General features: G+C 36.7%; 11 protein-coding genes. 10 read left to right on the top strand and 1 reads right to left on the bottom strand.

Annotation, left to right across the window (positions count from 1 at the left end; translation table 11 throughout):
* Window positions 1-47 precede the first annotated feature (47 nt).
* The 10 genes from ADJ83_RS14005 (at window position 48) to ADJ83_RS14050 (ending at window position 13,581) form a co-directional block, all read left to right on the top strand.
* The gene (locus tag ADJ83_RS14005) at window positions 48-986 is read left to right on the top strand and encodes a ring-cleaving dioxygenase (protein WP_048718063.1); all 939 of its coding nucleotides are present in this window, start codon (window positions 48-50) and stop codon (window positions 984-986) included.
* A gap of 22 nt (window positions 987-1,008) precedes the next feature.
* Complete coding sequence (locus tag ADJ83_RS14010) at window positions 1,009-1,620, top strand: flavin reductase family protein (protein WP_048718066.1); 612 nt, start codon at window positions 1,009-1,011, stop codon at window positions 1,618-1,620.
* 60 nt (window positions 1,621-1,680) lie between these two features.
* Complete coding sequence (locus ADJ83_RS14015; protein ID WP_414630342.1) at window positions 1,681-2,592, top strand: ring-cleaving dioxygenase; 912 nt, start codon at window positions 1,681-1,683, stop codon at window positions 2,590-2,592.
* Window positions 2,589-3,200, top strand: a complete 612-nt coding sequence (locus ADJ83_RS14020; protein WP_031537924.1) for an alpha/beta hydrolase — start codon at window positions 2,589-2,591, stop codon at window positions 3,198-3,200. Before ADJ83_RS14015 ends, ADJ83_RS14020 begins: the two co-directional genes overlap by 4 nt.
* 184 nt (window positions 3,201-3,384) lie before the next feature.
* Window positions 3,385-3,996, top strand: coding sequence for an NAD(P)H:quinone oxidoreductase (gene wrbA, locus ADJ83_RS14025; RefSeq protein ID WP_031537923.1), 612 nt, complete (start codon window positions 3,385-3,387; stop codon window positions 3,994-3,996).
* Between the two features lie 178 nt (window positions 3,997-4,174).
* Entirely contained in the window at window positions 4,175-5,428 is a 1,254-nt protein-coding gene (locus ADJ83_RS14030) for a YeeE/YedE family protein (RefSeq protein ID WP_031537922.1), read from the top strand.
* 513 nt (window positions 5,429-5,941) lie between these two features.
* Window positions 5,942-7,975 (top strand): 5'-nucleotidase C-terminal domain-containing protein, encoded by a 2,034-nt coding sequence (locus ADJ83_RS14035; protein ID WP_048718069.1) that lies wholly within the window; start codon window positions 5,942-5,944, stop codon window positions 7,973-7,975.
* A gap of 407 nt (window positions 7,976-8,382) precedes the next feature.
* Window positions 8,383-8,907: a YceI family protein gene (locus ADJ83_RS14040; RefSeq protein WP_031537920.1), complete on the top strand. Its 525-nt coding sequence runs from the start codon at window positions 8,383-8,385 to the stop codon at window positions 8,905-8,907.
* A gap of 559 nt (window positions 8,908-9,466) precedes the next feature.
* Window positions 9,467-10,009: a D-lyxose/D-mannose family sugar isomerase gene (locus tag ADJ83_RS14045; RefSeq protein ID WP_031537919.1), complete on the top strand. Its 543-nt coding sequence runs from the start codon at window positions 9,467-9,469 to the stop codon at window positions 10,007-10,009.
* Window positions 10,010-10,155: 146 nt separating this feature from the next.
* Window positions 10,156-13,581 (top strand): glycoside hydrolase family 2 TIM barrel-domain containing protein, encoded by a 3,426-nt coding sequence (locus tag ADJ83_RS14050; protein WP_048718071.1) that lies wholly within the window; start codon window positions 10,156-10,158, stop codon window positions 13,579-13,581.
* 108 nt (window positions 13,582-13,689) lie between these two features.
* Here the strand turns inward: ADJ83_RS14050 and ADJ83_RS26010 are convergent.
* Window positions 13,690-13,873 (bottom strand): hypothetical protein (locus tag ADJ83_RS26010; RefSeq protein WP_204375768.1); only part of this gene is annotated, 184 nt, incomplete at its 5' end.

Below are 13,873 nucleotides of genomic sequence, written 5' to 3' on the forward strand. Positions count from 1 at the left end.
ATATTAAGAATAAAGAAGAATAAATAAAAGAATGGGAGTGAATTGAAATGACGAAAAAAACAAGTGGAATTCACCATATTACAGCAATCGTAGGCCATCCACAAGAAAATGTCGATTTTTATGCAGGAGTACTGGGCTTACGTTTAGTAAAACAAACCGTAAACTTTGATGACCCAGGAACCTATCATTTATATTTTGGAGATGAAGGAGGAAACCCTGGAACGATAATTACTTTCTTCCCATGGGTTGGTGCACGCCAAGGGGTAATTGGAGATGGCCAAGTTGGAGTAACCTCTTATGTTGTTCCAAAAGGCGCACTTCCATTTTGGGAAAATCGATTAGAAAAGTTTGCTATTCCTTTTACCAAAACAGAGCGTTTCGGAGAAGAATATTTAGCGTTTACGGATCCTCATGGATTATTGCTAGAAATTGTGGGAAGAGAAGAAGGGAAAAACAATAGCTGGCAGTTTGGCGAGATAATGCCTGAGTACGCAATTAAAGGGTTTGGCGGTGCTACTCTTTTATCCAAGCAACCAGATAAGACAGCGGAAGTTTTAGAAAAGGTAATGGGATTTGAAAAGGTTGGAGAAGAAGGAGAATATATTAGATTTCGTTCTTTCAGCGATATTGGAAATGTGATTGATCTTAAAACAACAGCAGGTAGAAGTGGCTCGATGGGTGTTGGAACCGTGCACCATATTGCCTTTAGAGCAGTGGATGATGAGGATCAATTAGATTGGCAAAAACATGTTTCGGCAAATGGATATCAAGTTACACCAGTTCAAGACCGAAATTATTTTAATGCAATCTATTTTAGAGAGCATGGGGAAATTCTTTTTGAAATTGCAACAGACCCTCCAGGATTTGCAATTGATGAATCTCAAGAAACAATGGGAGAAAATTTAATGCTGCCAAGTCAATATGAGCAATATAGAGAACAGTTAGAACGAAGATTAATACCAGTTGAAGTAAGAAATCTCGATTAACTTTGTAAAGGATGATTCTTTAATGCGTGCCATAGATCCGAATACGATTTCAGAAAGAGATAATTATAAATTTTTAATCGGAAGCATCATTCCAAGGCCAATTGCCTTTGTTACTAGCTTATCAGAAGAGGGCGTTTTAAATGGAGCTCCTTTTAGCTACTTTAATATTGTGTCTTCTCAACCTCCTATGGTGTCAGTATCTATTCAACGCTCTAATGGAAAACAGAAGGATACTGCGAGAAATATAGTAAACAAAAAGGAATTTGTTATTCATATTGTGGATGACCAAAATGTCGGACAGATCAATCAAACGGCAGCATCCCTTTCACCAACTGAAAGTGAGATAGAATTGGCTAGCCTAACACCAATGGAAAGCAGAAAAATCAATGTGCCTGGCATCAAAGAAGCAAAAATTCGTTTGGAATGCGTGCTAGAGCACGCATTAGAATTGGGAGATAAAAATGCCCAGCCTGGCTGTGATTTTCTTATCGGAAGAGTGGTGCAATACCATATCGAGGAAGAAATTTACGAGGACGGTAGAATTGATCCAAGAGGATTAGGTGCTGTCAGCAGATTAGCAGGAAATGATTATGCAAAAATTGGAGAAATCTTCACAAAAGAAAGACCAAAATAATTTCTTTGAATGGAGAGGATAGGGTTGCTAATATCAGCAGGGATTCATCACATTACAGCTATGGTGAATGATGGACAAAGAAATATTGATTTTTATGCAAGTATTCTTGGATTAAGATTAGTGAAAAAAACAATTAATTTTGATCGACCAGAAGTGTACCATCTATATTTTGGGAATGAAACTGGCAATCCAGGCACTGTCATCACCTTCTTTCCATGGGAAAAACAGTTGAAGGGCAGAATTGGCACAGGGCAAGTTGGTGTTACAAGCTATGTTATACCAGTTGGTTCTAGTGGTTTTTGGGAAAGTCGACTTCAACATTTTGGAGTGAAAGTGGAGAATTACAGTAGATTCGGCGAAAAGTATTTGCAGTTTGCTGATCCAGATGGTCTTCTTATCGAATTAGTTGAACGAAAGGAAGGTCCACTAAATAATTGGAAAATCGGCGATATTCATTCCTCTGTTGCAATTAAGGGATTTGGCGGGGCAACGTTACATTCTGCTCAACCAAATAAAACTGCAGAAGTGCTTGAAAATATATTAGGTTTTACATGTGTTGGAGAAGACGCTGAGTATCTGCGTTTTTCATCTGAATCACATATAGGTAATATGATTGATATCAGATTATCACCAACCGTTCGCGGTCTCATGGGAGCAGGCACGATCCATCATATTGCTTGGCGTGCAAAAGATGAACAAGAGCTTCAGCAATGGAGGGCTCTTCTAGTAGAAAAGGGGTATTATCCAACTGAGCTTAAAGACCGAAACTATTTTAAAGCATTATATTTTCATGAAGAGGGAGGCATACTCTTTGAAATAGCTACAGATGGACCTGGATTTGCTGTAGACGAGCCATTAAGCAATCTAGGGGAGAAGCTTATGCTACCTGATTGGCTAGAGGAAAAAAGAGAAGAGCTTACAGCTTCTTTGCCTAATGTACAAGTTAAAATTCTAGAGGAGGAGAAAGAATGAAACATATTTTCAATAAAGGAAAAGATCCACAAAAGCCAACATTATTGATGTTGCATGGTACAGGGGGAACAGAATTAGATTTATTGCCTCTTGCTGGGATGATTGATGATGGTGCTTCCGTGCTAAGTGTCCGCGGAAATATTTTAGAAAACGGCATGCCACGTTTCTTTAAGCGTTTAGCAGAAGGTATCTTTGATGAAGAGGATTTGATTTTTCGCACAAAAGAATTAAATGAATTTCTGGATGAAGCTGCCGAAAAATATGAATTTGACAGAGCCAATGTTATTGCAATTGGTTATTCTAATGGTGCTAATATTGCAGCAAGCTTATTATTCCATTATCAGGATGCATTAAAAGCAGCCATTCTTCATCATCCAATGGTTCCGAGAAGAGGAATTACTCTTCCTGATTTAACAGGAAAAGGAGTATTTATTGCAGCAGGAACAAATGATCCAATTTGTTCACCAGAAGAATCAACAGAGTTACAATCATTGCTAGCCGCTGCCAACGCTAATGTAGAAATGCATTGGGAAAATAGAGGTCACCAATTAACAGCACAAGAAGTAGAAGCAGCTGCTAAATGGTATGCTACATTTATTAATAGCTAATCTAATCTAGTTAAAAGAAAAAAATAATCATAAATTTCATATAATAGGGAATAAGAAGAACAGCTAACATTGAAATATCCTTTCAATGGAGGTGGTTCTTATAAGTTTCCTTTACTAAATAAAAGCAGGTGTACTTATGGGGATATTAAATAAATTATTCGGAAAATCAAAGGAGATGGAAAGTATGTCAAATGTTAAAGTAGCAGTCGTTTTTTATAGTATGGGTGGAACAAACTATCAACTAGCACAATGGGCAGCAGAAGGAGCAAAAGAAGCAGGAGCAGAAGTGAAGGTAGTAAAAGTACAAGAATTAGCTCCACAATCTGTTATCGACAGCAATGAAGTATGGAAAGCAACAGTAGACGCAACAAAAGACGTACCTGTTGCATCATCAGAAGATATTGAATGGGCAGATGCCATTATTTTCAGCGTTCCTACACGATTTGGCACAATGCCATCTCAAATGAAGCAATTCATTGATTTACAAGGTGGATTATGGGCAACAGGAAAAACGGTTAACAAAGTAGTGAGTGCGATGACTTCTGCGCAAAATCCACATGGTGGTCAAGAAGCAACATTATTGTCTCTATATACTTCTATGATGCATTGGGGTGCGATTATTGCTACTCCAGGTTACACAGATCCAGTTCTTTTCGGAGCAGGTGGAAATCCATATGGAACAAGTGTAACAGTTGGACAAGACGGTAAAATGATTGAAGACGTTCAAGGAGCTGTAAAACACCAAGCAAAACGTACTGTTACAGTTGCAGAATGGGTTAAAAAAGGAAATCAATAATGAAAAAAGAATAATAGGAAAAACCAGGAGTAATGACTTCTGGTTTTTTATATGGATGAAAAGGCTTTATTTTTATAAAAATAAAAAAAGGAGGATTTTTATATTGACACTACCTTAAAATAACTTTATGATAAAAAAAGTAATTCCGACTATATAAATGGGGAAAGGGTGTTTTGGGGTGGCAACTTCAGCAAACGTTCAATCGACTCAAAATGCAAAGAGTCTACCTGAACATCAAAAAGGATTAAAGGCTCCACAGATGCCTTTAATTATCGGTGGACTTATTGTTGCAGCAATTCTATTAGTCTACTTAATAATGACACAAAAGAGTATGCAGCCTATATTATTAATTTTAGGTCTTTTACTTGGTTATACATTGTTTCATGCTCGTTTTGGTTTCACATCAGCATTTCGCAGACTTGCATCAGTTGGTAATGGGCAAGCATTGCGTGCACATATGTTAATGCTAGCAGTGGCAGTATCGTTATTTGCACCAATCTTAGCATACGGCATTTCATTCTTTGGAACTGGAGCAACAGGTTATGTATCACCAGTTGGTGTGAGTCTTGTTGTCGGTGCCTTCATGTTTGGTATTGGTATGCAGCTTGGTGGCGGATGTGCATCCGGTACCTTGTATGCAGTAGGTGGGGGACGTTCTGTTGCGTTCGTAACACTATTATTCTTTATTATTGGTTCAACGATTGGGGCAGCTCATCTGTCTTTTTGGACAGAAGATCTACCATCTTTTGCACCGATTTCATTAGCAACATCAACAGGTCTTGGCTATGGTGGAGCTTGGCTTGTATCTATTATCTTATTTGGATTCATTGCATGGATTACATTGGTTGTGGAAAGAAAAAGAAAAGCACCAAAAATGGCCCCACTGCCAACAACAACAGGCTGGAAACGTATTTTCCGCGGTTCTTGGCCATTATTTGCAGCAGCAATCGTGTTAGCTGTACTTAACGCATTAACATTAATGACTCGTGGCACACCATGGGGAATTACGTCTGCATTTGCTTTATGGGGTTCAAAAGTAGCGCAATTCTTTGGAATGGATGTAGCAAGCTGGGGATTCTGGCAAGGAAATGCACAAGCTCTAGAAGCATCTATTTTTGCAGATTCAACTACAATCCTTAATTTTGGAGTAATCCTTGGTGCCTTTTTAGCATCAGCTGCAGGTGGATTATTTAAATTTTCAAAAGTGACACTTGGAAATGTGCTTGCATCGATTATTGGTGGTTTACTAATGGGATATGGCTCACGTTTAGCATTTGGCTGTAACGTTGGTGCGTATTTTGGCGGTATCGCATCATTCAGCGTACATGGTTATGTTTGGGGTATTCTAGCATTAGCTGGAACGTTCGTAGCCTTATACCTCCGCCCATTATTTGGACTCTCTGTACCAAAATCAAAGGATTCATTCTGTTAATAAAAAAAGTAGGTATCAACTTTGTTGGTGCCTATTTTTTTAGTTAAAGGTAGAATTGTCTGATCATGTCGATGTATTCGCTAGAGAGTTTTAATCCTTGGACAAAACTAAATAAATAATAGAGTGAACCTATCAACTAGTAATCTTTTTTTTACGGAAAAGATTAGTATAAATAGTTTCACTCTTTTTTTGTCCTGTTGATTTAATTTAATGATTTAAAGCAGGGCCTTTTTATTCATTTTCAGAAAAGTCTATTTAATGCATAGATAATGATTTAATAATTTTTTATACTAGTTAATGAAAACTACTATTTATATGTATTAAATTTTCACAGTTGTTGATAGAAGGATTAGGGGGTGTCATTTAAAGGGAAAATATTTTTTGTTTTTTACAAACACTTAATAGTAGATTAATAGAGAGTTTCTACAATAAGGGAGAATAGTTGACAAATAGAATGGTGATTCGATTAGCTCCATTTACGGTCAACAGAACTAATTAGGGGGTAACTGGTTGATGAAAGGGAAGAAGCATTTTACATTTCTTTTAAGCGCTATTACTACACTTGCACTTTTAGTATCCATTGTTTTACCAGCTAGTACATATGCTGAGGAAAATAGTGATAGCTTTAAGCTTACGATTATGCATATGAATGATACACATGCACATGCTGATCTATTACCAAATATGATGACAGCAATTAAAGAGGTACGTACAGAAGATCCTGAAGCGCTACTTTTTAATGCAGGGGATGTTTTTTCTGGTACATTGTATTTCAATGAATATCATGGAAAAGCAGATTTAGCTCTATTAAATATGATGGATTTGGATGCAATGGTTTTTGGAAATCACGAATTTGATTTAGGATCTAGTGAGAATGGTCATAAATCCTTATCAGAGTTTGTTTCTGCAGCCAAATTCCCACTACTTGGAACAAATGTAGATTTTTCCAGTGATGCATTCATGAATAAGCTTGTTAAAAATGAGTTTACTGATTCACCAGAAGATGGGAAAGTTTTTGATGGGATGGTGAAAGAAGTAAATGGAGAAAAGATTGGGATTTTTGGTTTAACGACAGAAGATACAGCAAATATTTCTAGTCCTGTAAATGTAAAATTCTTAAACTATATTAAAGAGGCTGAACGAGCTGTACAAGCATTTGAAGAAATGGGAATTAATAAAATTGTTGCTGTAACTCATCTTGGTTATGATAGCAATCCTGATTTCGGGAACGATTTACAGCTAGCTACATATGTCGATGGAATCGATGTAGTAGTTGGAGGACATTCTCATACACAGTTAAGCGAGCCAGTTGTTGTAAATAAAGATGAGAAGGGCACAGAAAAAGAGCCGACCGTTGTTGTTCAAGCATATCAATATTCGCAATTATTAGGAAAACTACAGGTGGAATTTGATGGAAATGGTGTAGTTATCGGACAAGCTGGACAGCTAATTGATGTTGCTAGTAAAGAAGAAGATTCAGAAGCTGCAGCTATTTTAGCTCCATATAAAGAAAAAATAACCGAGCTTTCTACACAGGAATCTGGGGCAATTGCTAAGAAAACTCTAGCAAATCCACGTCTTACGGACAGTGATGTAAGTGTCCGCGCAAATGAAACAGAATTAGGAAATCTTGTGACAGATGCAATGCTTGCCAAAGCAAAAGAAAGATATCCAGAAACCGTTATTGCATTCCAAAATGGTGGCGGAATCCGTGCGGCAATTGAGGAAGGTCCCATTACAATTGGAGAAATCATTTCTGTGCTTCCTTTTGGAAATGACCCAGTAGTTGTAGAACTATCTGGTGAGGAAATAAAGCAAATTCTTGAACATAGTGTAAGTCAAGCACCAGCAGAAAGCGGTGGTTTCCTCCATGTAGCTGGCATGAAATTTACGTATGATAGTACAAAAGAGTCTGGATCTCGTGTTATATCCATGTATGTAAAAGTAAATGGAGAATATCAAGAGATCCAAGCAAATCAGAAATATCTTGTAACAACAAATAACTTTACTGCTAAAGGCGGAGATGGATTTGACGTATTCGCTAAAGCATATCAAGAGGGTAGAGTGCAAGATATTGGTGAAATTGATTGGGAACAGCTTCGTAAATATATGGTCGAGGATTTAGGTGGAGTGGTCGACCCTGTTCTAGAAGGACGAATTACTGATTTGCTTGGGACAGATCCAGAAACACCTGGGGATGAAGAGGAAGAAGTTACACCAGAGGAACCAGAAGTAGAAAATCCTGAAACTGGTGGGAATGAAGACGATAGTAGCGATACAGATAATCCAACAGATGCAACAGGTTCAGAAACGGATGATGATAATACAGATATTGGAGATAATGCTGGTATTGAAAATGATACGGAATTAGAGCAGGATGTTAATGATAATCAAGGCTCTAAAGAAACAGTGTCCAATTCTTCTGAAGGAAATGCTCTTCCAAATACAGCTACAAGTATGTACACAATGCTTTTGGTTGGTGGTATTTTATTAGTAGCAGGGATTGGGTTCCTTGTATTTAGAATGATGAAGTATTCTAAAGCATAATAATACATTTTCAAATGAAATAGTCCTTTTGTTAAGTGTTAGTTACTTTAACAAAAGGACTATTTTTATAGTTTGAATGACAAAAGAAATTCAGTAAAAGTAGAGAACACCTTCCCTGTACATAATGAAATGGAAAAGCACAGCAAGCCTTTTGGAGAAGGAATTTACGATGGGAATAATTTCTCCATAAATTTTTTTAAAATTTTTTCAGCAAAGTATAGACAAAACAAATAGATGTGTTAAAATTATCTTTAATTAGAGATAACTTATTTCAAAGTAAATTATCAATAGCAATCTCTAATCAGTTTGCCTTGAAATTTTCTAGAAAGATCAAGGGAGACTAATTTTATAATAAATATCTTGAATTCAAAGTAAAAAAACAAAAGGAAAATGGGAGGAATTTTAAAATGGCAAAATGGACAGTTGATCAATCACATTCAAGCGTAGGATTCGAAGTAAAACATATGATGGTTTCAAAAGTAAAGGGGCAATTTGATTCTTACACTGCAGACGTTGAAGCTGCTGATTTAACAGATTTAACAACAGCTAGCGTTGCATTCAAGTTTGATGTAGCAAGCATTAATACACATAGCGAAGATCGCGATAATCATTTAAAATCAGGTGATTTCTTCGATACAGAGAAATATCCAACAATTGATTTTAAATCAACATCAATTACAAAAGATGGCGATGACTATAAAGTAACAGGTGATTTAACGATCAAGGATGTTACTAAGCCGGTTACATTTGATGTAGAATTCGGCGGAAAAGGCACAAATCCATGGGGCGTAGAAGTTTACGGTTTCGAAGCAGAAACAAAAATCAACCGTGAAGAATTCGGTCTTACTTGGAATGCAGTACTTGAATCAGGTGGCGTACTAGTAGGAAAAGATATCAAAATTAAAGTAGAACTAGAAGTAAATCCGGCATAAGGAATCAAAAAAGATGGCTCTAATGTATCTGAAAGGATGCGTAAGAGCCATCTTTTTTGATTTAAAAAGAAAAGGTTTACAATTTTATCTTGAAAAGAAAGAATTTTCTTCTTATAATAAAGATTTGAAAGTACTAATTTATATTTCTGTATAATAAGTAAAAATTTTACAGAAATATGTAATCGTTATCAAAAAGTGTATACAGATGTTTCAGAAAAAATAACCATGAAATAATTAAGCAATTCTTTGATATTTTCCTCTCTTATACTAGTTTAGTATTTTTATTTCCATCTAGATATTACTAAAAATAGTTTCGTCTCATTTCCAATTAGGCAATTCTAGTTTCCTTCAATAAAATTTGTATTATTCATTAAGGTCGCAAATAAAATGAAATAGAAAGGAGCCGCGCATGGATGATTAATGTAGCCATCAATGGCTCAGCTACCATATCTTCTGCCCATATAAAGGGACTTTTTTTAACTGAATAGAATACCAACAGAAGTAACAGCTTTTGCAATTTATGATGTCCATAACAATCTTTTTGGAAAGGATGCTTAATATGTTGACTAACACGATCTATCAAGAAGTACAAAAGCGTACCCTCGAATTCTTAAATCAGGCAGGAATTATCTTAAGTGAATCAGAGCAAGAAGCAGTAGAGGTAGCGGACTTTGGATTAGATCAATTAGATACACAAGGATTACAGCTGATTACGTATATCAATAATGATCATTATTGTGCGAAGGAACTAGTGTTATTTCCAAATCAAACTTGTCCAGAGCATAAACATCCACCAATCAATAATATTGTAGGAAAAACAGAAACCTTTCGATGCAGATTCGGGAAAGTATATTTGTATGTGGAAGGAGAAGAGACAGTGAATAGAAAAGCAACTGTTCCAGAAGCAAGCAAAGAATATTACACCGTCTTTCATGAAATAGAATTGAATCCTGGAGACCAATACACAATCCCTCCTAATACCCTTCATTGGTTCCAGGCAAGTGAAGAGGGAGCTGTCATTTCTGAGTTTTCAACGACTAGTCGGGATGAATACGATATTTTTACCGATCCAACTATTAAGCGTATTCCAGAGATAAAGTAGGCAGAGGAAGGTTTCAATCCTTTCTCTTGAAGCAATAAGTGCAACTAAATCATTTTTTCAAAGGTAATAAAAATATTAGCGATTGATACAACCCCTTTCCTCGCAGGGAAATGTATAGGAAATTAACGATAAAGGAGCAACCTTACATGAATATGAAAACGCTTTTTAATGATAAATGGGAATTTGCAAAAACAAGTTTAGAAGTCGAAGATAGTAGAAACCTAGATTTTGTGCCAATTGATTTGCCACATGACTGGCTTATTTATAATACTCTTGATCTCTATGAATCTAGCATTGGCTGGTATCGCAAAAGCTTTTTCTATTCTAAGCAACAAGGTGAACAAGTACTGCTAAGCTTTGATGGCGTATATATGGATTCAACTGTGTATGTAAATAATCAGTTTGTAGGGGAATGGAAAAATGGTTACTCCTCGTTTGAGCATGATATTACAGCCGCTATGGTTGATGGGAAAAATAACATACTCGTGAAGGTTGTATATGAAAGCCCCAATAGTAGGTGGTATTCAGGAGCTGGAATTTATCGTAACGTTTGGCTTAAAACAAGAGATACTAATCATCTTGTAACAGATGGAATATACATTACGATGAATCAAGAGGATACTCGCTGGCATGTTGAAGTTGAGACAGAATTAGCACTTGATCAAGATGTGCAGCTTAGCCATTCAATTTTTTTCAAAAATCAAAGAATAGCATCTGTCTCTGAAACGATAGATTTTGGTAAGGAAAATTCTGTCTTGAATCAGCAAAAGCTCATTGTCGATAATCCATTGCTGTGGAGCATGGACGAGCCCAATCTCTATCAGCTTCAAACAGAATTACAAATTATCAATCAGGAATTAAAGACAGTAGAAGCTATTACACAAAACATTGGCTTTCGAAATATAATTCTGGATTCAAAGCAAGGTTTTCATTTAAATGGCAAAAGGATGAAGCTGAATGGAGTTTGCGAACATCATGATTTGGGAGCGTTAGGAGCTGCATTTAATAAACAAGCTTTAAAGAGAAGGTTTGAAATATTGAAAGAAATGGGTGTGAATGCCATAAGGACAGCCCATAATATGCCTGCAAAGGAATTAATGGACTTGGCTGATGAGATGGGCTTTCTCGTTATTTCAGAAGCTTTTGATATGTGGGAAAGACCAAAGACAAAGTATGATTATGCACGATTCTTTAAGGAATGGGCACCAATCGATGTGAAAAGCTGGGTGAAGCGCGATCGAAATCATCCAAGTTTATTAATGTGGAGCATTGGAAATGAGATTTATGATACCCATGCAGATGAGCGAGGGCAGGAATTAACTAGAAAGTTAATGGCGGAAGTACATAAATATGATCCGAAGCAAAATGCATGGATGACGATTGGATCCAATTATATGCCATGGGAAAATGCACAAAAATGTGCAGATATTGTAAAAGTAGCAGGCTATAATTATGGTGAAAAATATTATCAAAAACACCATGAAGAGCATCCAGACTGGATTATATATGGTAGTGAAACTGCATCTGTTGTCCAAAGTAGGGGCATTTATCATTTCCCTTATGAACAATCCATTCTTGCAGATGATGATGAACAGTGTTCGGCCCTTGGGAATAGCTCCACTAGCTGGGGGGCTAAGTCAACGGAAGCTTGTATTATAGCAGACAGAGATGCAGTATTTTCCCTAGGAACCTTTATTTGGACAGGTTTTGACTATATCGGGGAACCAACCCCTTATCATACGAAAAATGCATATTTTGGTCAAATTGATACAGCTACTTTTAAGAAGGATTCCTTTTATATTTATCAAGCAGAATGGACAGACTACCGGGAAAAACCAATGGTACATCTTTTTCCTTATTGGGATTTTAGTGAAGGGCAGATGATTGATGTTCGTGTATGCTCAAACGCACCTAAAGTGGAATTACAGCTGAATGGTAATAAGATTGGTACACATGTTATCGATCATGAAAAGGGAACAGAGCTGGTTGGCTGGTGGAAAATTCCTTATGAAAAAGGGCAGTTAACAGCAATTGCCTATGATGAAAAAGGGAATATTATCGCAACGGATACGAAAAGTTCTTTCGATGATGCGAAGAAAATTTGCTTGAATGCAGATAAGCGAATACTTACTGCAAACGGAACGGATATTGCTTTTATCGAAATTGCAACAAAGGACCAGGATGGAAACCTAGTTGAAAATGCTACAAATCGTGTAAATGTAAATGTAACAGGTGCTGGTCGTTTGATTGGTCTAGATAATGGAGATAGTACGGATTATGACCAGTACAAAGGTTTAAGCAGAAGATTATTTAGTGGGAAGCTAATGGCCATAATTGCTGCAACGACTGAACCTGGGAAAATTCAGATAGAGGTAAATTCTAAAGGACTAGAGAGTGCATGCCTAGAAATAGACGCTCAACCGGCTGAAGACAATGAATTAGTTGGGATATCTGCAACGATGAAAAACACTGATACACCAATTGTGATGGGAGAAGAAGGAGAAATTCCTCTTCGTAAAATTGAAATCATTAGTGAATCTGGGCAATTATTCGACCCAACTAAAACAGACATATTCGTTCATGCTAAACTAATCCCTGCAGACACTTCTTATAGAGAAGTAGAGTGGAGTGTTGTAAACGATGCTGGTATTGAATCGAATATTTCGAAAGTGGAAGTAGCAGGTGATAAAGTAAAGGTTAGTGCTTTAGGAGATGGTGAATTTCGTCTTCGTTGTACAAATAAGAATGGTACAGATAAAACAAAACTCATTTCCGAGCTAGAGTTTAAGGCAGCTGGTCTCGGAAAAGCCTATAAGGATCCGTACGGATTTATCTCAGCTGGTTTATATGACTACAGCAAAGGCGAAGTAACTAATGGGAATGAACGAGGTGTCGCCACAAGTAGGGATGGCGAAACACAAGTAGGATTTCGAGAAATAGACTTTGGAAATTATGGATCAGACAAAATTACGATGCCGATTTTTTCCTTATCAGATGAAGAGTATCCAATCCAAATTTGGGAAGGAATGCCGGATGAAGAGGGCAGTGAGCTATTAGCAGATGTCATTTATCAAAAGCCATCTAAGTGGAATGTTTATCAGGAAGAGACATTCCAATTGTCAAAAAGACTTCGTGGAATTAAATCACTGTGCTTTGTCTTACATCAGAAGGTCCATATTAAAGGTTTTTATTTTGAAAAGAAAAATCAAGCGTTTGAACGTAATTATGCGTCTGAGTGTAACCACATCTATGGGGATACCTTTGAAGTAAAAGAAAATTGCGTAGAAGGAATTGGCAATAATGTATCATTAACTTTTGAAGAATTTGATTTTACTGAGACAGGGGCAACAAAGCTCATTATTTCAGGAAAGTCACCAATTGAAAAAAACACCATTCATATACGTTCCGCAAACCAAGAAGGCGAAAGCAATCAGATGGTTGAATTTCTTTACTCTGTTGGCTATGAAGAACGCGTATTTGATTTAGAGAAAATAACTGGAATACAAAAAGTAACTTTTGTCTTTTTACCAGGTAGTAATTTTGATTTTGAGTGGTTCCAATTTAAAAGATAGAGCTTAAAATGAAGCTTACCGTACGAATGAAAAAGTACGGTAAGCTTTTTATTGCGTTTTTGGTGATGATGAAATTTTTGTTGGTTAGCATTTGGAAAATAAGAGGGGTTAGAGAAGGAAGTAGGTATTCATAAGTGGATGAAAACCAAAAATCTGAGAGAGCAGGGAAAAGTGGTGTTCATTAAGCAGATGAAAACCAAAGGAGCAGAAAAAGGTAACAGAGAAGTGTTCTCTGAGCCCGAAAGCAAGAGAAGAAGCAGAAAAAGGTAATAGAGAACCGTTCTCTGAGCCC

Source organism: Bacillus sp. 522_BSPC (assembly GCF_001076885.1).
Taxonomy (GTDB): domain Bacteria; phylum Bacillota; class Bacilli; order Bacillales; family Cytobacillaceae; genus Niallia; species Niallia hominis.